This is a genomic window from Pseudomonas sp. EpS/L25 (genome assembly GCF_001512295.1).
GTDB lineage: Bacteria > Pseudomonadota > Gammaproteobacteria > Pseudomonadales > Pseudomonadaceae > Chryseomonas.
Genome location: NZ_LNUP01000001.1, coordinates 76,742 through 99,253, shown reverse-complemented (window position 1 = coordinate 99,253; position 22,512 = coordinate 76,742). Strand labels below are relative to the sequence as shown.

General features: G+C 66.5%; 19 protein-coding genes. 14 read left to right on the top strand and 5 right to left on the bottom strand.

Annotated features, from left to right (window positions below):
- The first annotated feature begins 79 nt into the window (after positions 1-79).
- The 5 genes from AR540_RS00490 to AR540_RS00470 are packed head-to-tail and all read left to right on the top strand — an operon-like array spanning position 80 to position 5,892.
- On the top strand, positions 80-1,822 hold the full coding sequence (locus tag AR540_RS00490) for a carbamoyltransferase family protein (protein WP_059225901.1): 1,743 nt from the start codon (positions 80-82) through the stop codon (positions 1,820-1,822).
- The gene (locus AR540_RS00485; RefSeq protein WP_059225900.1) at positions 1,819-2,952 is read left to right on the top strand and encodes a glycosyltransferase; all 1,134 of its coding nucleotides are present in this window, start codon (positions 1,819-1,821) and stop codon (positions 2,950-2,952) included. The genes AR540_RS00490 and AR540_RS00485 overlap by 4 nt, the downstream gene beginning before the upstream one ends.
- Positions 2,949-3,908, top strand: a complete 960-nt coding sequence (locus AR540_RS00480; protein ID WP_059225899.1) for a glycosyltransferase family protein — start codon at positions 2,949-2,951, stop codon at positions 3,906-3,908. The genes AR540_RS00485 and AR540_RS00480 overlap by 4 nt, the downstream gene beginning before the upstream one ends.
- Positions 3,909-3,958: 50 nt before the next feature.
- A complete protein-coding gene (locus AR540_RS00475; protein WP_059225898.1) occupies positions 3,959-4,720 on the top strand; it encodes a hypothetical protein in 762 nt (253 codons plus the stop codon).
- Positions 4,714-5,892 carry an O-antigen ligase family protein gene (locus AR540_RS00470; RefSeq protein ID WP_177339173.1) on the top strand — a complete coding sequence of 393 codons (1,179 nt, stop codon included), beginning with the start codon at positions 4,714-4,716 and terminating at the stop codon, positions 5,890-5,892. The genes AR540_RS00475 and AR540_RS00470 overlap by 7 nt, the downstream gene beginning before the upstream one ends.
- Here the strand turns inward: AR540_RS00470 and AR540_RS00465 are convergent.
- Positions 5,889-6,530, bottom strand: a complete 642-nt coding sequence (locus AR540_RS00465) for a lipopolysaccharide kinase InaA family protein (protein ID WP_059225897.1) — start codon at positions 6,528-6,530, stop codon at positions 5,889-5,891. The genes AR540_RS00470 and AR540_RS00465 overlap by 4 nt on opposite strands.
- A gap of 117 nt (positions 6,531-6,647) precedes the next feature.
- Here AR540_RS00465 and AR540_RS00460 point away from each other — a divergent pair, with 117 nt between their 5' ends.
- Together AR540_RS00460 and AR540_RS00455 are read left to right on the top strand one after the other, a co-directional pair.
- Positions 6,648-7,697, top strand: coding sequence for a hypothetical protein (locus AR540_RS00460; protein WP_059225896.1), 1,050 nt, complete (start codon positions 6,648-6,650; stop codon positions 7,695-7,697).
- A 22-nt stretch (positions 7,698-7,719) separates the two neighbouring features.
- A complete protein-coding gene (locus AR540_RS00455) occupies positions 7,720-8,559 on the top strand; it encodes a glycosyltransferase family 2 protein (protein WP_059225895.1) in 840 nt (279 codons plus the stop codon).
- Here AR540_RS00455 and AR540_RS00450 read toward each other — a convergent pair.
- Positions 8,534-9,130 carry a serine acetyltransferase gene (locus AR540_RS00450; protein ID WP_059225894.1) on the bottom strand — a complete coding sequence of 199 codons (597 nt, stop codon included), beginning with the start codon at positions 9,128-9,130 and terminating at the stop codon, positions 8,534-8,536. The two genes, AR540_RS00455 and AR540_RS00450, sit on opposite strands and share 26 nt — an antisense overlap.
- Before the next feature lie 243 nt (positions 9,131-9,373).
- On the opposite strand from AR540_RS00450, the gene msbA reads away from it, so the two are divergent.
- The 5 genes from msbA to AR540_RS00425 all read left to right on the top strand — a co-directional run bounded on the left by msbA (position 9,374) and on the right by AR540_RS00425 (position 16,549).
- Complete coding sequence (msbA, locus tag AR540_RS00445) at positions 9,374-11,188, top strand: lipid A export permease/ATP-binding protein MsbA (RefSeq protein ID WP_059226050.1); 1,815 nt, start codon at positions 9,374-9,376, stop codon at positions 11,186-11,188.
- On the top strand, positions 11,178-12,074 hold the full coding sequence (locus AR540_RS00440; protein WP_059225893.1) for a GNAT family N-acetyltransferase: 897 nt from the start codon (positions 11,178-11,180) through the stop codon (positions 12,072-12,074). Before msbA ends, AR540_RS00440 begins: the two co-directional genes overlap by 11 nt.
- Position 12,075: 1 nt before the next feature.
- Entirely contained in the window at positions 12,076-13,491 is a 1,416-nt protein-coding gene (locus AR540_RS00435) for a PIG-L deacetylase family protein (RefSeq protein ID WP_059225892.1), read from the top strand.
- Positions 13,492-13,581: 90 nt separating this feature from the next.
- A complete protein-coding gene (hldE, locus tag AR540_RS00430) occupies positions 13,582-15,009 on the top strand; it encodes a bifunctional D-glycero-beta-D-manno-heptose-7-phosphate kinase/D-glycero-beta-D-manno-heptose 1-phosphate adenylyltransferase HldE (protein ID WP_059225891.1) in 1,428 nt (475 codons plus the stop codon).
- Between the two features lie 49 nt (positions 15,010-15,058).
- Positions 15,059-16,549 carry a helicase HerA-like domain-containing protein gene (locus AR540_RS00425; protein WP_059225890.1) on the top strand — a complete coding sequence of 497 codons (1,491 nt, stop codon included), beginning with the start codon at positions 15,059-15,061 and terminating at the stop codon, positions 16,547-16,549.
- Positions 16,550-16,603: 54 nt separating this feature from the next.
- Here the strand turns inward: AR540_RS00425 and AR540_RS00420 are convergent, their stop codons facing one another.
- The 3 genes from AR540_RS00420 to AR540_RS00410 form a co-directional block, all read right to left on the bottom strand.
- Entirely contained in the window at positions 16,604-17,377 is a 774-nt protein-coding gene (locus AR540_RS00420) for an OmpA family protein (RefSeq protein WP_059225889.1), read from the bottom strand.
- A 43-nt stretch (positions 17,378-17,420) separates the two neighbouring features.
- Positions 17,421-17,852 (bottom strand): DUF4398 domain-containing protein, encoded by a 432-nt coding sequence (locus tag AR540_RS00415; RefSeq protein ID WP_059225888.1) that lies wholly within the window; start codon positions 17,850-17,852, stop codon positions 17,421-17,423.
- Between the two features lie 258 nt (positions 17,853-18,110).
- On the bottom strand, positions 18,111-18,455 hold the full coding sequence (locus tag AR540_RS00410; protein WP_059225887.1) for a hypothetical protein: 345 nt from the start codon (positions 18,453-18,455) through the stop codon (positions 18,111-18,113).
- Between the two features lie 340 nt (positions 18,456-18,795).
- Here AR540_RS00410 and ppc point away from each other — a divergent pair, with 340 nt between their 5' ends.
- Entirely contained in the window at positions 18,796-21,432 is a 2,637-nt protein-coding gene (ppc, locus tag AR540_RS00405; protein ID WP_059225886.1) for a phosphoenolpyruvate carboxylase, read from the top strand.
- Between the two features lie 191 nt (positions 21,433-21,623).
- Complete coding sequence (gene adk, locus AR540_RS00400) at positions 21,624-22,271, top strand: adenylate kinase (protein ID WP_059225885.1); 648 nt, start codon at positions 21,624-21,626, stop codon at positions 22,269-22,271.
- Positions 22,272-22,512 lie beyond the last annotated feature (241 nt).

Sequence of the window (22,512 nt, the reverse complement as noted above, 5' to 3'; positions counted from 1 at the left end):
TTTGAGGCGAGGCGGGCCTGCAGCGGCCTCGCGAAACCCCGGCGAACCCCTGGTTACGCCCTGTACAGAGGCTTTACCTGTGTCCCTGACCGTCCTTGGCCTGTCCGGCGCCCTCAGCCACGATCCCTCCGCCGCGCTCTACATAGACGGCAAGCTGATCGCCGCGGTGGAAGAAGAACGCTTCGTGCGCGACAAGCATGCCAAGAACCGCATGCCCTACGAGGCGGCCAAGTTCTGCCTGGAGCAGGCCGGGATCACCCCCGCCGACGTCGACGTGGTGGCCATTCCCTATGCGCCCATCAGCCTCTTAGGCGAGGCTCGCTGGCACTACGCCAAACGCTATGCCTATGCGCCGGATCGCGCGCTGGACGCCATCCTGTTCGGCAATCGCCGCTACCACCGTTACCGGAAGCGCATCGAGTGGTGCCTGGTACAGCTCGGCTTCGACCTGAAGAAGGTCAAGCTGGAAGCCGTCGAGCACCACCTGGCTCACGCCTCCAGTGCCTACCACTGCTCGGGCTTCAGCGAAAAGACCGCCATCCTCGGCATCGACGGCAAGGGCGAGTACGCCACCACCTTCTTCGGCTACGGCGAGAACGGCAAGATCCACAAGATCAAGGAGTTCTACGATCCGGACTCCCTGGGCGGCCTCTACGGTGCCCTCACCGAATTCCTCGGCTTCGAGATGCTCGACGGCGAATTCAAGGTCATGGGCATGGCGCCCTATGGCGATGCCAGCAAGTACGATTTCTCGCGCCTGGCGACATTCGAGAACGGCGAACTGATCATCAACACCGATTACGCCAACGTCATCGGCTTCCGGCGCTACAAGGAAAAGGGCAAGGGCTATTATTTCTCGCCCAAGCTGATCGAGTGGCTGGGACCCAAGCGGGAAGGTGACATCGCCGACGATCCCTACATCCATTACGCTGCCAGCATGCAGGCGCTGTTCGAGCGGCTGGCGCTGGAGATGATGGATTACTACCTGGGCGACATCATCCGCGAGACCGGCAAGATCGCCTTCGCCGGCGGTTGCGCGCTCAACGTCAAGCTCAACCAGAAGATCATCGCCCGTCCCGAGGTCAAGGAGCTGTTCGTCCAGCCCGCCTCGGGCGACGCCGGCACCGCCGTCGGCGCCGCGGCCTACGTCTCCCACGCCCGTGGCGTGCCGGTGGAGAAGATGGAGCACGTCTATCTCGGCCCCGGCTACAGCAACGAGGACGTCATCGCCGCCTGCGCCCGCCATCCCCAGGCACCCAAGTGGCAGAAGATCGAGAACATGCCCCAGCGTATCGCCGAGATCATGGTGGCCGGCAATCCGGTGGCCTGGTTCCAAGGGCGCCTGGAGTTCGGTCCGCGTGCCCTGGGCGGTCGTTCCATCATCGGCTGCCCCAGCGTGCCGGGCGTGGCCGATCGCATCAACGCCCAGATCAAGTTCCGCGAGCGCTGGCGGCCGTTCTGCCCGTCCATGCTCGACACCGTGGCGCCGCAGATGCTCAAGGTCGATCATCCCTCGCCCTTCATGACCTTCACCTTCGAGGTCAACGAAGAGTGGAAGAGCCGGGTGCCCGAGGTGGTCCATGAAGACGGCACCTCCCGGGCCCAGGTGCTGGAGCGTTGGCACAATCCGCGCTGGTACGACCTGATGGTCGAGCTGGAGAAGCTCACCGGCAACGGCGTCTCCCTCAACACCTCGCTCAACCGCCGCGGCGAGCCCATGGTCTGCTCGCCCACCGACGCCCTGAACATGTTCTTCGGCTCGGACCTGCAGTACCTGATCATGGAAGACATCCTGGTGGTCAAGGAGGGGGCTGGCGTATGACGCGTTCCGCCGAACCGCGGGTGCTGCAGTTCTGTCACGGCTACGACGGTCCCTTCCTCGACTGCGCCCGCCAGACCGCCAGCCTCTTCGCGGGCAGCGGCTACAGCGTCACCACGGTCTTCCTTACCGGCACCGCCGATGCCGAGGTGGCCGCCAGCTGCGGCAGCGACGAGGTGCTGTTCCTGGAGTATTCCTCGCGGGACGTGCGCGGCCTCAAGCTCGGCGCCATCCAGGCGCTGCGCGAGATCGTCCGCTCGCGGGGCATCCGCTTCGTCATCGCCCATAGATTCAAGCCGATCTGGATCGCCTGCCTGGCCACCAACCTGCCGGTGATCGGCGTCCACCATGCCTTCGGCGACTACGATCGGCTCGGCCGGCGGCTGTTCGCCAAGCTGATGAGCAAACGCCTGAGCCTGCTCGCCGTGTCCGATGCGGTGCGCGACGAGATCCGCCAGCGCCTCAAGGACTGGCTGGCCGAGCGCATCGAGACCCTCTACAATCGCCTGGATGTCGAGGCGGTGGAGCGCGAGCTGCTGCCGGCCGACCAGGCCCGCGCCGAACTCAAGCTGCCCCCTGACGCCTGGATCGTTGGCAACGTCGGGCGCCTGCATCCGGACAAGGACCAGGCCACCCTGCTGCGCGGCTTCGCCGCTGCCCTGCCAAATCTGCCGGCCAATGCCCTACTGGCGATCCTCGGCAAGGGCCGCCTGGAAGAGGACCTCAAGGACCTGGCCCGCGAACTGGCCATCGCCGACCGGGTGCTGTTCCTCGGCCAGGTGGAAGGCGCCCGGCGCTATTTCAAGGCCTTCGACGTCTTCGCCCTGAGTTCCGACCACGAGCCCTTCGGCATGGTCCTGCTGGAGGCCATGGCCGCCGGTGTGCCCCTGATCGCCACCGCCTGCGGCGGCGCCCGGGAGATCGTCGAGGGCGTCGGCTTCCTCTTTCCCCTGGGCGATACCGAAGCCCTCGGCCAGGGCCTGCAGCACCTAGGCCGCCTGGCACCGAGCCAGAAGCGCGCCTGTGTCCAGCACATGCGCGAACGCCTGGCCGAACGCTTCTCCGACGATGCGGTGCGCCGCGAGTTCTGGCGGCTGCCGATGGTCGCGGCCTTCAGGGCTCCGGCGCCGTGAGAGTCCTGTTCCTGGTCCAGAAGGAACAACGCATCCTGCTGGACCATTTCTATGCCAGCATCGCTGCCCACTGCGACTGCGATCTGCGCTGGCTGAGCGACGAAGAACAGGCCGATCTGCGCGGCTATTTCCGCCGCGCCGTACCCCAGCCCGAGCAATACGATCGCATCCTGCTGTTTCTGAGATTCAAGAAGCAGCTCAAGCAGGTCGCCTTCATCCGCAGCCTGCCCAATCTGGTGGAGCTGGAGCACGACGCCTACCAGAATTTCATCCCCTGCAAGTACACCGGCAAATTCAGCCGCTACTACCAGGCCATGCCCCACGTCCGGGTGCTGGTCTCCGGCGCCGGCGTGGCGCGGCGGCTACGGGAGGAGGGGGTGGACGCCGTCTTCGTGCCCAAGGGCTACGACGACAGCCGCCTGCGTGACCTGGGCCTGGTGCGCGACATCGAGCTGGGCTTCGTCGGCAGCCTGGGCAGCGTGGCCTACAGCGGACGCAAGCAGCTCCTGGAAGACCTTGCCAGGGTCGAGCCGCTGCTGATCACCAAGACCCGCTCGGGCGAGGAATACCTGCAGACGCTCAATCGTATCCGCTTCTTCGTCGGCGCCGATGTCGGCATGGGCGAGTACATGATCAAGAACTTCGAGGCCATGGCCTGCGGCTGCCTGCTCTTCACCTTTGATCAGGGCGAAGAAGAGAATCGGGCGCTGGGTTTCGAGGATGGCGTCAACGTGGTGCTCTATCGCTCACTGGACGAATTACGCGAAAAACTCGCGCGACTGCGTGCCGATCCGCCGCACGCCGCGGCCATCGCCAGGGCCGGAGAGGCTCTGGCCCGTCACTCTTTCGCCTTCGGCCACTTGGGTGCGCGCGTGGTTTCGGCTATAACCCCAGCGCTGCGGCCGGCGGTCGCACCTGGGTTCCTGCAACGCCTGTTGGCGAGGCTGGGACGCTGATGCGCCGCCCTGAGCCTGGCTTTCGACTCATCTGGCAGAAAGGGTAGAACGTGCAGTTTTCCGCCGACAGCGACATTTCCCTGGTGGTCACCAGCTGCGGGCGCTTCGAGCTGCTCAAGCAGACGTTGGCGACCTTCGACGAATTCAACACCGCGCCCATCCGCCGCGTCTTCATCACCGAGGATTCCGGCGACGAAGGTGTACGTGAATGCATTCCGGCGCACTGGCGCGAGCACACCGAGTTCATCGTCAACCACCCCAAGCTTGGTCAGATGCGCAGCGTCGATGCCGCCTATGCGCGGGTCGAGACGTCCTGGATCTTCCATTGCGAAGACGATTGGGCCTTCTATCGCCCCGGCTTCATCGAGGATTCCCGGGCCCTGCTGGAGGCCGATCCCCAGGCGCTGCAGGTCTGGCTGCGCAGTCATGCCCATGACCTGGCCATCCACAGCCCCTATGTCTATCTCAAGCCGCGGCAGGTACAGGCCGGCATCGCCTTCCACGAGGTCGGCTCGCACAAACCCGAATGGCAAGGGTTTTCCTTCAATCCTGGTCTACGTCGGCGCGCCGACTATCTCCTGCACGCCCCCTATGGCGAGCTGAGCGGTGAAAAGGAGCTCTCCCGGCGTTATGCCGATGAAAACCGCTATGCGTTGATCCTGGAAAACGACGCCGTGCTGCATACCGGCTTCGGTCAGCACGTGGTCAGCGACAAGGATCGCCAGGACAAGCAGAAGCGTCGGCGCATGGAGCGCATCAAACTGGCACTGGCCTTTCTGGTCGGCGCACTCCTGGGAGCCCTGTTGTGGTGACACCCCTGCTCGATCGTCTGCAGCAAAGCCGTTACTTCACCCTGGCAGTGCTGATCTTCATCACCGCCTATCTGTGCATTCCCGTCGCGAAGTGGATCAACAGCTTCTACTACGTGACCATCGCCCTGCCGGCGCTGATTCTCTTCGTCCTGCGTCCGCGCCTGATCGATTGGCGCTCGCCGCTGCTGCTGCTCTGGTTGGTGTTCCTCGCCTGGTTCATCGTTCCAGGTGTACGAGCCGAGGAGGGACAGTTCTTCAAGCACATTCTCTACGTGACGCTGTTCGTCCTCACCGTGGCCTGTCTGGTGGACGGCGACTTCTTCCGGCGTCCGGGATTCGTACGCCTGGCGTTCTGGGTGGTCTGTGCCTACGCCGTGGGGTCCAGTCTGGTGTTCTGGCTGACCGGCCACTACGCCCTCGGCCAACGGGTGGTTCATCTCCCGGGGCGGATCTCCAATCCCATCTATGTGAGCATCTGGCTGGTTTGCCTGGGTGGCCTGGCGGCGCCTACCTGGATTCGCGAGCGGCGCTGGGGCGAGTTGCTGGCGGCCGTGGTGATCGCCATCGTCGGCATTTCCTTCGCCCTGCAGACCCGTACCGGTCTGGTGGGCATAGGCTTTCTCGCCGCCCTCGGCGTGCTCTTCGCCTTCCCACGCTTTCCGCTGCGCACCCTGGCCCTCGTCGTACTGGTCAGTGCCCTGATCGCCGGTGTGATCCAGGTAGTGCACACCGAGGCCTGGTTCCTTTCCTTCTGGGGACGAGCCGATTCCGGGCGCATCGAGCTGTTCCACTTCATGATCAAGGACTGGCAAGCCTGCGGCTGGTGGCTGGGGTGCGGCCTGGGCTACCAGAGCCACGATCTGCTGCATGGCACCGAGGCCATCCAGCACCCGCACAACATCTTCGTGTCCTTCGGCATCTACACGGGGCTGGTGTCGCTGCTGATCTTCGGCGTGCTGATGCTGGCGACCCTTGGCGCCGCGCTGCGCCAGCGTGATCCCTGGGGGCTCTATCTGGCGGTGGCGCTGCTGATGCTCAACTTCGACGGTGCCAAACTGATCGGCAATCCGGACGAGCTCTGGCCACTGGTATTGCTGCCCGCGGCCATGATCGTGGGAGCCGAGGTGCAGCGACGGCGCAAGCTGGCGCTGGGTCAGGCGCTAGCGAGCTAGTCCTGCAGTTGCCGGTCGAACTCGCGCCAGTCCAGCGGCTGGCGGCAGGCCTCGGCATAGGCGCGCAGGAAGGGCTCGCGACCGGGCTGGAACAGCCAATCGCGGTCTTCACCGTAGCGCAGCAGGTGATGGAAGTTGCGCACCCGCAGACGCAACGGCAGGCGCCGGGCGTGGCAACGCAGGTCGGCGATGTCGATCAGGCCCAGGCGACCCTCGGGTGTCAGCACCACGTTGCCCAGGTGCAGGGAGCGGAAGTAGACGCCACCGTCGTGCAGGCTGGCGATGAAGTGCCCCAGCGCCGGGCGCAGCTCCCCTGCCGGTGCTGACTCGCGCAACTGGCGCAGCGTCTGGCCGGGTAGCGGACTGTAGTGGACGATGTCGCGCTGCAGCGAGGCGGCGCGATAGACCTCCAGCACCTGCGGACAGGGAATGCCGCGCTCGGCCAATTGGCGGGCGTTGTCGGCGAAGCGCTGGGCATAGGGGAACAGCGCGGCCGAGGTCAGCAGTCGCTTGCGGCGAAACAGCTTGAGGTAGCTGCCGTCGGTAAGGCGCAGGACCTTGTCGCCGTGATGATCGGCTTCCACCACCTGGGCGGCGTCGCGCAGTTCGAGATAGCGCGAATGTTCGAGAGGCTTCATGCAGGACCCGTCAACGTCAGGGCGTGCATGTTACCCGAAGGTGGCAGCCTGTGAAGTGACCCTTACGCCCTATCCGCGCGCTTGTTGGTAGAATCAAATTTTTGCCGGCACCCTTACATGCGTCCAACTCGTCAGCTGCTGTACTTCGTCTATGGCGGCGCTCAAGTCTATCGGCAGGAACTCAAGTTCAGCCTGCTCAGTGCCCTGCATTGGCGGCAGCAGCAGGACATTGCCATCCGCGTCGTGACCGATCGGCCGCAGGACTATCAGGGCTGGCCGGTGGAACTGCTGCCCATCGATGGCGCGACGCTCCAGGCGTGGCAGGGGCAGCACGGCTACCTGCATCGCAGCAAGGCTTGCGCCATCGCCTGGGCCTTGCCCCGGGCGGAGCGGACGCTGTTTCTCGACAGCGATACCGTGGTTCAGGCGCCGCTTTCACCCCTGTTCGACGGTATCGATGACCAGCGTGGGGTGATGGACGTCGAGGAGTGGCGCTGGCGCAAGGCGCGCGCCCGTCCTGAATTCGTCCGCTTCGCCGCGGCGCTGGCCGAACGGCGCCAGGAGCCAGCCGAAGACACCCGCCTCTACAACAGCGGGGTCTGCGGGCTGTCGCGCAGCCACCAGGCGCGGGTCGAGCAGGCGATCAGCCTGATCGATGACTGGCGCGGGCATGACGACGAGGTCCATACCCTGGAGCAGATCGCGCTGTCGTTCAGCCTGGCCGACCTGGCCATCACCGAGGCGCGGGGGGCCATCCGGCATTACTACGCCGAGAAACGCTTTCTGCACTTCATGCTGGCGCATTTCTTCGAGCGCTATGGCGAGGACTACACGGCCGAGTTGCGGCGTCACTGGCAGGAGGTGCCCCTGACCAAGCCGCTGCCCGATGTCTGGACCCGGTTGCGGGTGAAGTGGCAACTGGCCGGTTTGGACAAGCAGCGAGCGAGTCTGGGGCGCAAACTGCTCTATGGCTGCCTGGCGCCCCAGGACAGCTATGCCCAGGCCTGTCGCCACGTCTGGTGGGAGCGGGCGCTCAGCGAACGCCTGGGTGGCGGTGATCGCCAGGCCTTCGCCGAAGGCATCTGGCCAAACGACCTGCCCCGTCCGCACCTGGCCGACGAAGCCGGCGCGGCACTCGACTATCTGCGCAAGCGGATGCGCGGCTAAGCCTTCGTCCTCAGGAAACTCCATGCGAACGCTCTTTCTGGTCGTCCTCTATGGCTTGCGCTCCGAGGAGTCGGCCACCCTCAACAGCCTGCGGGCCCAGTCCCCGGCCAGCCTGCCGGCCGACAGCGCCCTGCTGGTCTGGAACAACGGTCCTCGGTCCCTGGAAGCGGGGGAGCGGCAGGCGCTGCTAGCGGCGCCGGGCTGGGGCCGGGTGCTCATCGAGGAAGATCTCGACAATCCGCCCCTGAGTCGCGTCTACAACCAGGCCCTGCGTCTGGGCGCCGAACGGCTGGTCATCTTCGATCAGGACACCGTGGTGGACGAGCGCTATCTTCAGGCGCTGACGCAACGGGCGGACTTGCTGGTGCCCCTGGTACTGGGAGCGGGCGCTGTGCGCTATCCCCATCAGTACAAGGCCGTGGTGACCGAGGAGGGGCTGCTGGATCCCCAGGCGACCGTCACCATCAGCTCCGGGCTGTGCCTGTCGCAGGGCCTGGCCCAGCGCATCGCCGCCCGCCATGGCGATGTCTTCGACGAGCGTTTCGCCCTCTATGGCGTCGACGTCTCCTTCTTCCTGCGGGTCCAGGCGCTGGCCCGGGAAGAGCCGGTCGAGCTGCTCTGCGCCGGGATGCTGGATCATTCGCTGTCCGAGCTGGAAGCGGAAACCCCGGCCCAGCGGCGCTTTCGCGATGTCGAGAAGTTCTATGTCGCCCTGCTGCTGCGCCTGCACTACAAGGGCGCCTCGCGCGGCAAGGTGTTGCGCTATCTGGGACGACAGCTGCTGGGCAATCGCCTCTATCTGTACGGCGTCCTGCCGCGGATGCTGCGGACCGTCTTCAGCGGGCGCCATCCGCGGGCCTAGCACCCGGTAGCGGGCGGATCACCGCTTCGTGACGGCTGTAGTAGAGACTGCCGGCGGGAATGTCGCGCAGCACCAGAGCGCCGGCGCCGACCACCACGTTGTCACCGATGGTGAGGTGGTCGCCGACGATGCAGACGTGGGCGCCCAGATCGACGTTGTCACCGATGAAGATGCCGACCAGCCGTTCGAGATCGTCACTCTTGATGCCGATGGTGGTGTGCTGGCGGATCATCACGTTACGCCCGATCACCGCCAGGTTGGAGACGCAGATGCCCATGCGATGGGGTAGGCGCAGTCCGGGCCCGATGCGGGCGCCCAGCAGGATCTCGATGTTGTGGCGGCGGATCAGCCGGCGATTGAGCCGCTCGGCCAGCTTGCGATAGTTGAGCAGGCCACGCGGGCGGCAGTAGAGGAACTGGGCCAGGCGATACCAGAACAGGAAGCTCGGACTTTCCCCGGCCGCCACGCGCCGCAGCAGGCGCTTGAGGCGCAGCGGCTTGCCCGGCGCATCAAGCACTTCCTGGCGCCAATAGTCCTTGAGTTCGGCGAAGGTGGCGATGAGTGGCTGCATGCTGGGGGTTCCGGAGCGGGGGAGGGCCTAGGCCCTGTACGAAGAGTGTCTGCGCTCGGTGATGCTTCGTTGAAAAGGGCATTCGGAGGGCCCGTTTACTGCTCGTAAACTCCGCTTCCTCAGCCTTTTTCGCCTCGCCTGACCTTCGTTCGACGACTTTGCGTACAGAGCCTAACGGAAATCCCACCGCTGGGTCAGCCGCAGGTGCGTGTTAACATGGTGCTTTTGCGTCACGACGAGACCATGAGCCAAGACTCCCCTGCGCAGACTTCCAGCCTGAAGATCTATTTCCGCCTGCTCGGCTACGTACGGCCCTACATCGGCATGTTCGCCCTGAGTATCATCGGCTTCCTGATCTTCGCCTCCACCCAGCCGATGCTGGCCGGCATCCTCAAATATTTCGTCGATGGCCTGAACAACCCCAACGCCGCCATGTTTCCTGGTTGGCCGATCATTGGCGGGCTGAACCTGGTCGCGGCGGTACCGCTGATGATCATCCTGATCGCCGCCTGGCAGGGTGTGGGCTCCTTTCTCGGCAACTACTACCTGGCGCGGGTGTCCCTGGGCCTGGTGCACGATCTACGGGTGGCGCTGTTCAACCATATGCTGCGCCTGCCCAATCGCTACTTCGATGCCAACAACTCCGGCCATCTGATCTCACGCATCACCTTCAACGTCACCATGGTCACCGGTGCCGCCACCGAGGCGATCAAGGTGGTGATCCGCGAGGGCATGACGGTGGTCTTCCTGTTTGCCTCGCTGCTCTGGATGAACTGGAAGCTGACCCTGGTGATGGTCGCCATCCTGCCGTTGATCGCTCTGATGGTGACCAGCGCCAGTCGCAAGTTCCGCAAGCAGAGCAGCAAGATCCAGTCGGCCATGGGCGACGTCACCCACATCACCTCGGAGGCCATCCAGGGCTACCGGGTGGTGCGCAGCTTCGGTGGCGAGACCTACGAACAGCGGCGCTTCCTCGACTCCAGCATCGCCAACACCGACAAGCAGCTGACCATGACCAAGACCGGCGCGGTCTATACACCCATGCTGCAGCTGGTCATCTACTCGGCCATGGCGGTACTGATGTTCCTGGTGCTCTGGCTGCGCGGCGAGGCCTCCGCCGGTGATCTGGTGGCCTACATCACCATGGCTGGCCTGCTGCCCAAGCCGATCCGCCAGCTCTCCGAGGTCAGCTCCACCATCCAGCGTGGCGTGGCTGGCGCGGAAAGCATCTTCGAGCAACTCGACGAACCCGCCGAGCGCGACGATGGCCGTGAAGAGCGCGAGCACGTCCGGGGCCGCCTGGAGGTGCGCAACCTGACCTTCCGTTACCCCGGCACCGACAAGGCCGTGCTGGAAGGCATCGACTTCGTGGCCGAGCCCGGCCAGATGGTGGCCCTGGTGGGCCGGTCGGGCAGCGGCAAGTCGACCCTGGCCAACCTCATTCCCCGTTTCTACCAGCACGAAGAGGGCGAGATCCTCCTCGACGGCCTGGAGATCCAGGACTATCGACTGACCAATCTGCGCCGCCACATCGCCCTGGTGACCCAGCACGTCACCCTGTTCAACGACAGCGTGACCAACAACATTGCCTATGGCGACCTGGCCGGGGCACCCATGGAACAGGTCAAGGCGGCGGCGGAAGCGGCCTACGCCGACGAATTCATCCAGCGCCTGCCACAGCAGTACGACACCCAGGTCGGCGAGAACGGCGTGCTGCTCTCCGGCGGTCAGCGCCAGCGTCTGGCCATCGCCCGGGCGCTGTTGAAGAACGCGCCGCTGCTGATCCTCGACGAGGCCACCTCGGCCCTGGATACCGAATCCGAGCGCCACATCCAGGCGGCGCTGGACCGGGTCATGCAGGGCCGTACCACCCTGGTGATCGCCCACCGCCTCTCCACCATCGAGAAGGCCGATCTGATCCTGGTGATGGACCACGGCCGTATCGTCGAGCGCGGCAGCCACAGCGAGCTGCTGGCGCTGAACGGTTACTACGCGCGGCTGCATGCCAAGCAGTTCGAGGAGGTCGCACCCGCGGCGCCCACGTCCCATGCTGAATAGACTGCGCTTCTGGCGTGAACGCGGCTGGACGGCGATCTCCGCTGCCGACTACGCCGCGGCCTGGCAGCGTTATGGCGGCAGCGTCGCCACCCATCCCGAGGTGGTCGAGCGGCTGGCCGGACTGGCCGGTATCCAGGTGCGCTATCTCGGCTGGGCTGGTGAAGAGGGCTGGCAGGCCGCGGTGCCGTGCTGGGGGCGTGAGCTGGCGCTGTCCCGCGCGGTGCTCAAGAAGCGCCGCCAGCGCGCCCTGTTCGACCTGGGCAATGCCGAGATCATCCTGCCGGCTGCGCCCGGTGCGGCGGCGCCCCTGCGGCAGCGCGCCCGTTACCTGTCGCCGCTGTGTGAAGAGCGCTTCGCCGGACTGCGCCGGCAGAGCGAAGAGCTGGCCATGCTCCGCGAGCCGGAGGCCTGGTCGAAGAAGTTCCGCTACAACCAGCGTCGCGAGCAACGCCTCTTCGAAGACGCCGGCGGTCGTGTCCTGCCCATGGCCGAGCTGGACAGCGTCGAGCAGGCCCGCATCTATGCACAGCTGTTCGAAGCCCGTTGGGGCTTCGAGGTGCCGGGCAAGGCGCGGCTGGCCGAGGTGTTCGCCCTGCTGCGGGAATTCATGACCGGCTCGGTGCTGATGCTCGGCGAGCGCCCGGTGGCCATCCAGGTACTCTATCGGGTCGAGGCGCCGGAGTGGCTCAGTGTCGAGTACGTCAACGGCGGCGTCGAGCCGAGTTGCAGCGATCTGAGCCCTGGCAGCGTCCTCACCTATCTGAATACCCAGGCGGCCTGGCAGGATGCCCGTGCCCTGGGCAAGGCGTTGCGTTACTCCTTCGGCCGCGCCGACCGGGACTACAAGGATCGCTGGTGCCACCGCGTCACCGTCTTCGAGAGCTGAGATGATCGCCCGCAAACAAGCCCTGCTCAAACGTCACCGCCGCCACAAGCGCCTGGCTCTCGCGGTCGTCGCCGTGGTGCTGCTCGGCTGCCTGGCGCTGGGGCCCTGGTGGAGCGCGCCGCTGCTGGCGCTGCTGGTCTGGCTCGGCCACGAGGCCTGGTTCGCCGATCACCTGTTCTATTCGCCGCGTGACAACTACAGCTACCAGTTTCCTGCCGACACCCTGGTCCTGGGCCTGCATCTGCAGCACGGTCGCCTGGGGGCGGTGGAACTACCGCCGGGCGAGCTGACGCTGTTCCTGGAATGCCGCCTGCGTGCCAGCTGGCTCGGTCGGCTGCTCGATCCGCAAGTGCGCCTGCGCGCCGGTGACGACAGCGATCGCCAGGACTTCGAGCGGGGTGTCGCCGGGCGGCGCTACGTCAACTTCAGTGGCTACGCCGAGGCCCTGCGTCGCGGCGAGCTGCACCTGTGGACACGCTTCTGCCGGTTGCAGGGTGAGTTGCGCCTGCATGTCTTCGCCCAGCCGGATTTCAGCGGCAAGCGGGTGATGGTCGTCGCGCCCCATGCCGACGATGCCGAGCTGGCCGCCTTCGGCCTCTACAGCCAGGCGCGGGAAGCCAGCATCGTCACCCTGACCCAGGGCGAGATCGAGGCCGAGCACTACCAGCGGCTGGGCCTCGACCGCCAAGCCGCCGCTCGACTCAAGGGCCGGCTACGTACCTGGGACAGCCTGGTCACGCCGCTATGGGGCGGGGTATTGCCGGAACGTTGCTTCCAGCTGGGCTATTACTGCCTGCAGCTGCCGGCCATGCGCCAGGTACCGGACGCGCCCTTCGGTTCCCGTGAATCCGGTGAGAGTGACGTCCGCAGCGCGCGCCACTACAACGCCTTCGATCTGCCCGGCGATGCCGATGGCGCCCCTACCTGGCGCAATCTGGTGGCCGATCTGGTCAAGCTGCTGGAGCACTTCCGCCCCGACATCCTGGTGCTGCCGCATCCGCAGATCGATCCCCATGCCGATCACGTGGCGAGTACCCAGGCCCTGCGCGAGGCCATGGCCGCGAGCAACTGGCAGCCCGAGTTCGAACTGCTCTACGCCAACCACCTGCACGACAACGATCGCTGGCCCATGGGGCCGGCGGAAGGTGGTATCGCCCTGCCACCGGCCATCGAGACGCCGGCGCCACTGGTGCCCTGGAGTCCGCTGCTCACGCCCGAGCGCCGCTTGGACAAGGCCATGGCCCTGGGCCTGCAGCATGACCTGCTGGTGCCGCTGCCGGCGAAGAAGCGCCTGCGCCGTGCCATCCAGTGGCTGCTGGCCGGCCGCCGCTGGCCGCGCACCGGGGAAGACGAGTTCTTCCGCAAGGCCGTGCGCCGTCACGAGCTGTTCTGGATAAACCGCCGCGACGAGCCCTGACACCGGCTTCTCTCGCTGGCAGGCGCTTCCGGGGCGCCTTGGCCCCTATGCTATGATCGCCGCCATTTTCGCGCTTTGGAGCCTGTCCCTATGAAGCTGACCATGCCTCGCTTCGATCTCGCGCCGGTCCTGGTGGTCGGCGACGTGATGCTCGACCGCTACTGGCACGGCACCACCTCGCGGATCTCTCCCGAGGCGCCGGTACCTGTGGTGCGGGTCGACCAGCACGAGGATCGTCCCGGTGGCGCGGCCAACGTCGCCCTGAACATCGCCGCCCTGGGCGCGCCGGCCTACCTGGTCGGTGTCACCGGCCAGGACGAGGCCGCCGATGCCCTCACCGACAGCCTCAGAGCTGCCCATGTGCAGGTGCGTTTCCAGCGCATCGCCGCGCAGCCGACCATCGTCAAGCTGCGCATCATGAGTCGTCACCAGCAACTGATCCGTGTCGACTTCGAAGAGCCCTTCGACACCGACCCCCAGGCGCTGGCCTCGGACACCGCCGCCATGCTGGCCGGAGTCAAGGTGCTGGTGTTGTCCGACTACGGCAAGGGCGCGCTGAAGAACCACCAGGCGCTGATCCAGCTGGCCAAGGCGCGCAAGATCCCGGTGCTGGCCGACCCCAAGGGCAAGGATTTCTCCATCTATCGCGGCGCCAGCCTGATCACCCCCAACCTGTCCGAATTCGAGGCCATCGTCGGCGTCTGCGCCGATGAAGCCGACCTGGTGGCCAAGGGTAACGAGCTGATGGCACGGCTGGACCTGGGCGCCCTGCTGGTGACCCGTGGCGAGCATGGCATGACCCTCCTGCGTCCCGGTCAGCCCGCGCTGCACCTGCCGGCCCGCGCCCGCGAAGTGTTCGACGTCACCGGCGCCGGCGATACCGTGATCTCCACCCTGGCCGCCGCCCTGGCCGCTGGCGAGGAACTGCCCCAGGCCGTGGCCCTGGCCAATCTGGCCGCCGGTATCGTGGTCGGCAAGCTGGGGACCGCCGCCATCAGCGCCCCCGAGCTACGCCGCGCGGTGCAGCGCTCGGAAGGCTCCGAGCGCGGCGTCCTGACCTTGGAACAGCTGCAGCTGGCCATCGAAGACGCCCGCGCCCATGGCGAGAAGATCGTCTTCACCAACGGCTGCTTCGACATCCTCCACGCCGGTCACGTGACTTACCTGGAACAGGCGCGCGCCCAGGGCGATCGCCTGATCGTGGCGGTCAACGACGATGCCTCCGTGACCCGTCTCAAGGGCCCGGGTCGGCCGATCAACAGCGTCGACCGGCGCATGGCGGTGCTGGCCGGCCTCGGCGCGGTGGACTGGGTCATCCCCTTCAGCGAGAACACTCCGGAGCGCCTGCTGGAACAGGTGCGCCCGGACGTGCTGGTGAAGGGGGGCGACTACAAGAGCGTCGAAGAGGTGGTCGGCGCCCAGATCGTCCAGGCCTACGGCGGCGAGGTGCGCATTCTCGGCCTGGTGGAGAACAGCTCCACCACCGCCATCGTCGAGCGCATCCGCAACCGCACCTGATGGCGGAGTCTCGGGTTAAGCTGGCGCGGAACCGCTACGGAGCTGCGCCATGTCCTCGACGCCCCTGCTGATCCTGGGTACCGCTGTTGCAGATAGCCAGACCGATGGCCAGCCCATCGGTCATCCCCTCAAGCTGGCCAACCGCCATGGCCTGATCGCCGGGGCGACCGGGACCGGCAAGACCGTCACCCTGCAGCGCCTCGCCGAGGCCTTCAGTGACGCCGGCGTCGCGGTCTTCGCCGCCGACATCAAGGGTGATCTCTGCGGCCTGGGCGCCGCCGGTGCGCCCCAGGGCAAGCTGGCCGAGCGCATCGCTGCCCAAGGGCTACCGCATCAGCCGCAGGCCTATCCGGTCACCCTCTGGGACGTCGACGGCAAGAGCGGTCATCCGCTGCGCACCACCCTGAGCGAGATGGGGCCGCTGCTGCTGGGCAATCTGCTGGAGTTGACCGACAGCCAGCAGGCCGCGTTGCATGCCGCCTTCAAGGTGGCCGATCGTGAAGGCCTGCTGCTGCTCGACCTCAAGGATCTCAAGGCCGTTCTCAATCACCTGCGCGAAAACCCCGAGACCCTCGGTGAAGACCGGGCGCTGTTCGCCGGGGCGTCGGCTCAGGCGCTGCTGCGCCGCCTGGCGACCCTGGAGCAGCAGGGCGCCGAGGCCTTCTTCGGCGAACCGGCGCTGCAGCTGGAAGACATATTGCGCCCCGAGCCCGATGGCCGTGGCCGCATCCACCTGCTCGATGCCAGTCGGCTGGTACACGAGGCGCCCAAGGTCTACGCCACCTTCCTGATCTGGTTGCTGGCCGAGTTGTTCGAGCAACTGCCCGAGCGGGGAGATGCGGACAAGCCGGTGCTGGCGCTGTTCTTCGACGAGGCCCATCTGCTGTTCGGCGATACGCCCAAGGCGTTGCGCGATCGCCTTGAGCAGGTGGTGCGGTTGATCCGCTCCAAGGGTGTCGGCGTCTATTTCGTCACCCAGTCGCCCGCCGATCTGCCGGACGACATCCTGGCCCAGCTGGGCCTGCGCATCCAGCACGGCCTGCGCGCCTTCACCGCCAAGGAGCAGAAGGCACTGCGCGCGGTGGCCGATGGCTTCCGCCCCAATCCGGCCTTCGACAGCCTTCAGGTGCTCACCGAGCTCGGCATCGGCGAGGCCCTGGTGGGCAGTCTGGAAGACAAGGGTACCCCGGCGATGGTCCAGCGGGTGGCCATCGCGCCGCCACAGTCACGGGTCGGTCCCCTGAGCGAAGCCGAGCGCCCGGCGCTGATCCGCCAGTCGCCCCAGGCGGGTCGCTACGATCGCCCGGTGGATCGTGAGTCGGCCTACGAGATCCTGCGTGATCGCCAGGCCGCGCGGGTGCCTGAGGATGCTCCCGTGGTGGAAGGCGCGCAGAAAGGGCAGGGCGGTGTCTTGAGCGATCTGGTAGGCGAGCTGGCCGGCCAGGCGCTCAAGAGTGCGGCTCGCCAGGCGGCCAATCAACTGGGTCGCCAGCTGGTACGCGGCTTGCTGGGCTCGCTGCTGGGCGGCAAGCGCCGCTAGCCATAGCCAAAAAAAGACCCCACCAAGGCGGGGTCTTTTCGGGGCACGCAGGGATTACATGCGCGGGGCGACCGGGTTGGCGTCGTTGGAGATGGTGACTTCCACACGACGGTTCAGGGCGCGGTCGGAGGCATTGCTGTTGCTGGCCACCGGGAAGTTCTTGCCATAGCCACGGGTCTGGATGCGGCTCGGCTCGACCCCGGCGCTGATCAGCGCGGTCTGGATGGCCTGGGCGCGACGCTCGGACAGCTGCTGGTTGTAGGAGTCGCTGCCGACGCTGTCGGTATAGCCCTCGACGATCACCTTGCGCTCGGGATTCTGCTTCAGATAGTCGGCCAGCTTCTGGGCGTTGGCATAGCCCTGGGGCTTGAGCTCGGCCTTGTTGAAATCGAACAGCACGTTGCCGAAGGTCACCACGGTGCCGCGGTCGGTCTGCTTGGCCTGCAGGGCGTCCTGCAGTTGCTTGAGCTGGGCGGTACGGGCATCCAGGCGGGCCTGGGTGCGCTCGGCGTCGACATTCTGCATGTCGGCCTCGGTCATGCGCAGCTTGATGGTCTGCAGGGCGGTCTGGATCCGCTGATTGGTCAGGTAGGCCAGTTGGTCGACGGTCTTCTCGTTCTCACCGTCCTTGTAGGCCTTCTCGGTCTTCTGCAGCCAGGTGCCGGCGTCCTTGGTCTCCAGGGCGGCCAGCTGGGCGGCCTGGGGCTGGGATTCCAGAGCGGAGTAATCGGCCTTGGCCTTTTCCAGGTTGGGGTTGGGCGGCGTGGAGCAGGCGGCCAGGGCCAGGCTGAGCAGCGACACGGCAGGGATCAGAATGTGTTTACGCATGGTGGTCATCCTTTAATGAGCGGAGGTGAGGAGGGAAGGACTCTTACTGCTGGACCTTCTTCTGCAGGTTCTGCTGGAGCTGCAGGTTGATCTGACCTTCCTCACGGATCTGCTTGATGCTGTTCTGGGCATCCTTGAGCGCTGCCTCGGCCTTGGCGGCCTGGGTCTTGCGGGTGGCCAGGCGAGCGTCCCATTCGGCCTGCTCGGCCAGCTGCTTGGCTTCGTCGTACTTCTCGTTGGAGAGGGCGGTCTGGGCCTGGGTCCACTTGTCCTGGGCCGACTTGGTCTCGATGGGGGCGTACTGGTTGCCACCCGAGCTAACGGCTTCGTTGACGGCGGACTGGGTCACGGCCATCTGCGCGGTCGGCGGATTGCCGGCACAACCGGCCAGCAACAGCGAGCTGCCCAGCGCAAGGGCTGCGAGTTTCAGGGTGCAGGCTTTGGAAAGGGACTTTTGGGCAGTGGCACTCTTCATGGATTCAAGCTCCGTTATTGATCCGAAAAGCGCGCCGCCGGCACGGGCAGGGCGGGCGCCTGGTCAGGAAAAGCCGCAAGTGGAAGAAAGCCCTGCCCGTTCCGAAAGGTCCGTGGCGGGCGTCTGCAAACAGCCCTCGTCCAGCGCTGCGGTCTGATCCTGTGACCGCTCATCCGACAAAAATGTTCACTGGCTATCGAATTTCCTCCGGCGCCAAGGCCCTTCGCAGAGCGGTGGCGCCGTAGGTAAGACTGCAGGTCAGGGCGTCTGGAGGCTGCCTTCCGCGTGCAGGCGCTGCAGGTGCTTGCGCGCCAGCTCGAGAAAGCGCGGGGTTGTCCCGGCGTCCGCATAGAGGGGGTCGCCCAGTTCATCGGTGGCCACTACCTCGTCACCCTGGACGTAGGGGAAACTGGCTTCGAGTTCCTCGAAGGCCGCTGCCAGCAACTCACCCAGCAGCGCCTCGGGCGTGCGCTGGGGATACAGCTCATGGAGGGCCTCCAGGCGGGCGGCGGTTTCCAGATCCAACTCCAGGGTGTAGCGGCGAGTGCCGCGTGCCGGCGTGGCCTGTTGCTCCCATTGGTGAGCGAGTTCGCGAATCTTCATGGGCATCTCCCGTGGCGTTAGGCAAAGGTCGGATGGTCAGTCCGTGCGGGGCTGGGCACCCTGAGCCGGCGGGTCTTGCAACCGGCGTGGCAAGGTGCTGTTCTCAGCTAGTGTGGTGTTTCAGAAGTTCGCGCAAGAATTGGCGAGTGATTTTTGTTCGTGGGCTAGGCGCCGCGACGAGTCATAGCAGGGCTATGGCGAGGAGTGGCAACGACGTCCAGAGCGGTCCGCCGCTGCGGACAAAAAGCGCCGCCAAAATTGTGTAGTTAACTTCTGAAACATCACACTAGACCGCGCCGCTTGCCGCGAGGTCCCAACCGGTACTTTCGAGGAGCACGAGATGGTGGAAATCGACGTTCGCCTGCGCGAGCAGGTGCGGCTGCTGGGCGAACTCCTGGGGCAGACCATCGCCGATCAGCATGGCGGCGCCTTTCTCGACAAGATCGAGCGGATCCGCAAGGGCGCCAAGGCCGCCCGCGGGGGCTCCGCCGAGGGCGCGCGACAACTGGGCGATACCCTCGACGCCCTGGCCGAGGACGAGCTGCTGCCGGTGGCGCGGGCCTTCAGCCATTTCCTCAACCTGGCCAACATCGCCGAGGAATATCACCGGGTTCGCCGCCGTGGCGAAGACGAGCCGCCACCCTTCGAGCAGCGCGTCCTGCCCGAGTTGCTGGAGCGCCTGGCGACTGCCGGCCAGCCGGGTGCGGCGCTGGCCGAGCGGGTCGCGGCGCTGGACATCGACCTGGTGCTGACCGCCCACCCCACCGAGGTGTCGCGGCGTACCCTGATCCAGAAATACGACGAGATCAGCGCCCAGCTCGCCCTGCTCGATCACCGTGACCTGACGTCCGCCGAGGTGGCCACCATCGAGGCGCGACTGCGTCGGCTGATCGCCGAGGCCTGGCACACCGAGGAAATCCGTCGCCAGCGCCCGACACCGGTGGACGAGGCCAAGTGGGGCTTCGCGGTGATCGAGAACTCCCTCTGGCAGGCGGTCCCTAATCTCCTGCGCAACCTCGACAGCTGCCTGCAGGAGCGCACCGGCCAACGTCTGCCGCTGACGGCCGCGCCGCTGCGCTTCTCCTCCTGGATGGGCGGCGACCGCGATGGCAATCCCAACGTCACCGCCAGCATCACCCGCGAGGTGCTGCTGCTGGCCCGCTGGATGGCCGCGGACCTCTACCTGCGTGACGTCGATCGCCTGGCCGCCGAGCTGTCCATGCAGGCCGCCAGCCCGGCCCTGCGCGAGCAGGCCGGCGATCACCCCGAACCCTATCGCCAGGTGCTCAAGGGCCTGCGCGAGCGCCTGCAGATCACCCGCAGCTGGGCGGCCCATGCCCTCACCGACCCCCATGCCGGGGCGCGCCACATCCTCAGCGACAACGCCGAGCTGATCGCGCCGCTGCAACTGTGCTACGACTCCCTGCAGCGCTGCGGGCTGGGCGTCATCGCTGACGGCTCGCTGCTCGATACCCTGCGCCGGGCACGTACCTTCGGCCTCTATCTGGTCCGCCTGGACATCCGCCAGGACGCCGCGCGCCACGCGGCTGCCCTGGCCGACATCTGCCGCTACCTGGATCTGGGCGACTACACCGCCTGGAGCGAGGAACAGCGCCTGGACTTCCTGCGCAGGGAACTGACCAGTCGCCGACCGCTGCTGCCGCTGGATGCGGAGCTCGCGGACGATACCCGCGAGGTGCTCGCGACCTGTCGCGTCATCGCCGCCTCGCCCCCTGGGGCGCTGGGTTCCTACGTCATCTCCATGGCCGGCGCGGCATCCGACGTCCTCGCCGTGCAGTTGCTGTTGCGCGAGTGCGGCGTGCGGCATCCGATGCGCGTGGTGCCGCTGTTCGAGACCCTCGACGACCTGGATCACGCCGGTGCGGTCATCGCCAGCCTGCTCGACCTGCCCGACTACCGCGAGCGCCTGGCCGGCCCCCAGGAAGTCATGATCGGCTACTCGGATTCGGCCAAGGACGCCGGCACGCTGGCTGCCGCCTGGGCCCAGTACCGCGCCCAGGAAGCCCTGGTGGAGATCTGTGCCACCCGCGGCGTGGAGCTGTTGTTGTTCCATGGGCGCGGCGGCACCGTGGGTCGCGGCGGCGGCCCGGCCCACGCGGCCATCCTGTCGCAGCCGCCGGGCTCGGTGGCCGGGCGCTTCCGCACCACCGAGCAGGGCGAGATGATTCGCTTCAAGTTCGGCCAGCCCGCGGTCGCCGAGCAGAACCTGGCGCTGTACCTGGGCGCCGTGCTGGAGGCCACCCTGCTGCCACCGCCGGCGCCCGAGCCGGCCTGGCGCGAGCAGATGGACCGCCTCGCCCGCGACAGCCTCCAGTCCTACCGCGGGGTGGTCCGCGAAGACCCGCATTTCGTCAGCTATTTCCGCCAGGCCACGCCCGAGCAGGAGCTGGGTCGGCTGCCCCTGGGCAGTCGCCCGGCCAAGCGTCGGGAGGGTGGGGTGGAAAGCCTCAGAGCCATTCCCTGGATCTTCGCCTGGACCCAGACGCGGCTGATGCTGCCCGCCTGGCTGGGCTGGGAGGCCGCGCTGGAGCAGGCCGAGCGGCGCGGCGAGTCGCCCCTGTTGCGCGAGATGCGCGAGCGCTGGCCGTTCTTCCAGACCCGCATCGACATGCTGGAGATGGTGCTGGCCAAGGCCGAGGCCGAGGTGGCGCGGCTATATGACCAGCGCCTGGTCGAAGACGAGCTGCAGGTACTCGGCAGCCAGCTGCGCGAGCGGCTGCGGCAGGCCGGCGTCGCGGTACTGCGGCTGACGGGGCAGGGCGAGTTGCTCGAGCATCACCCGGAAACCCTGGTGTTCTTCGCCGTGCGCAACACCTACCTCGATCCGCTGCACCTGCTGCAGATCGAGCTGCTAGCACGCGCCCGGGCGGCGGGCGAAAGCCAGCCGGCGGCGCTGGACCAGGCGCTGTTGGTCAGCGTGGCGGGTATCGCGGCTGGACTGCGCAATACCGGCTGAAGGTGAGGGGGGCGTTCGCCGGGGCGGTGGGTCGCTGAGACCTGCGCGGTCCCTGCGACGCTAGGTAACTTGTGCGGCCTGGGGGCGCTGTGTATGGTTGATCCCTTTGGCCGTCTCGTGTCGTCGACAACAATCATCGCGACAGCGCCCCGCGCGGGCTGCCAGTCCGAGACCATTCTAAGGAGCAACAGATGCGCGTAATCCTGCTGGGAGCGCCCGGTGCCGGCAAAGGTACTCAGGCCCGGTTCATCACTGAGAAATTCGGCATTCCGCAGGTATCCACCGGCGACATGCTGCGCGCGGCGGTCAAGGCCGGCACCCCCCTGGGGCTGCAGGTCAAGGACATCATGGACAGCGGCGGCCTGGTGTCCGACGAGATCATCATCGCGCTGATCAGCGAGCGCATCCTGGAAGCCGACTGTGCCCAGGGTTTCCTGTTCGACGGCTTCCCGCGCACCATTCCCCAGGCCGAGGCCCTCGAGGCCGCTGGCGTGAAGATCGACCACGTGCTGGAAATCGCCGTCGATGACGAGGAAATCGTCCAGCGCCTGTCCGGTCGCCGCGTCCACCCCGGCTCGGGTCGCGTCTACCACGTGCAGCACAATCCGCCCAAGGTCGCTGACGTCGACGACCTGACCGGCGAGCCGCTGGTGCAGCGCGAGGACGACCGCGAAGCCACCATTCGCAAGCGTCTGGAGCTCTACCATTCGCAGACCAAGCCGCTGGTGGACTTCTACCAGAAGCTCGGCGCCGCCCAGGGCACGCCCAGGTGCAGCCGTATCGAAGGCGTGGGCTCGGTCGATGCCATCACCGCCAAGGTACTGCAAGCGCTGAGCTAAAGCCGGTAACGGCCGCCTGTGCCTGCAGGCGGCCGGTCGGGGCACCGTCCTGGTGTCGTGACCGATGGGCGGGTCCCCTCGCGCCCCGTCTTACTTTAGTGTGGTGTTTCAGAAGTTCGCACAAGAATTGGCGAGTGATTTTTTGGCATGGGCCAGGCGCCGCGACGAGTCATGGCAGGGCTATGGCGAGGAGTGGCAACGCCGCACATGTCGAAAAAGCGCCGCCAAAATTGTGTAGTTA

Coding starts and splice junctions, on each gene's coding strand:
- AR540_RS00435 (WP_059225892.1), top strand. CDS start 12,076: ATGATCGCCCGCAAACAAGCCCTGCTCAAACGTCACCGCCGCCACAAG.
- AR540_RS00455 (WP_059225895.1), top strand. CDS start 7,720: ATGCGAACGCTCTTTCTGGTCGTCCTCTATGGCTTGCGCTCCGAGGAG.
- adk (WP_059225885.1), top strand. CDS start 21,624: ATGCGCGTAATCCTGCTGGGAGCGCCCGGTGCCGGCAAAGGTACTCAG.
- AR540_RS00410 (WP_059225887.1), bottom strand. CDS start 18,455: ATGAAGATTCGCGAACTCGCTCACCAATGGGAGCAACAGGCCACGCCG.
- AR540_RS00415 (WP_059225888.1), bottom strand. CDS start 17,852: ATGAAGAGTGCCACTGCCCAAAAGTCCCTTTCCAAAGCCTGCACCCTG.
- AR540_RS00485 (WP_059225900.1), top strand. CDS start 1,819: ATGACGCGTTCCGCCGAACCGCGGGTGCTGCAGTTCTGTCACGGCTAC.
- hldE (WP_059225891.1), top strand. CDS start 13,582: ATGAAGCTGACCATGCCTCGCTTCGATCTCGCGCCGGTCCTGGTGGTC.
- msbA (WP_059226050.1), top strand. CDS start 9,374: ATGAGCCAAGACTCCCCTGCGCAGACTTCCAGCCTGAAGATCTATTTC.
- AR540_RS00440 (WP_059225893.1), top strand. CDS start 11,178: ATGCTGAATAGACTGCGCTTCTGGCGTGAACGCGGCTGGACGGCGATC.
- AR540_RS00465 (WP_059225897.1), bottom strand. CDS start 6,530: ATGAAGCCTCTCGAACATTCGCGCTATCTCGAACTGCGCGACGCCGCC.
- ppc (WP_059225886.1), top strand. CDS start 18,796: ATGGTGGAAATCGACGTTCGCCTGCGCGAGCAGGTGCGGCTGCTGGGC.
- AR540_RS00420 (WP_059225889.1), bottom strand. CDS start 17,377: ATGCGTAAACACATTCTGATCCCTGCCGTGTCGCTGCTCAGCCTGGCC.
- AR540_RS00450 (WP_059225894.1), bottom strand. CDS start 9,130: ATGCAGCCACTCATCGCCACCTTCGCCGAACTCAAGGACTATTGGCGC.
- AR540_RS00425 (WP_059225890.1), top strand. CDS start 15,059: ATGTCCTCGACGCCCCTGCTGATCCTGGGTACCGCTGTTGCAGATAGC.
- AR540_RS00460 (WP_059225896.1), top strand. CDS start 6,648: ATGCGTCCAACTCGTCAGCTGCTGTACTTCGTCTATGGCGGCGCTCAA.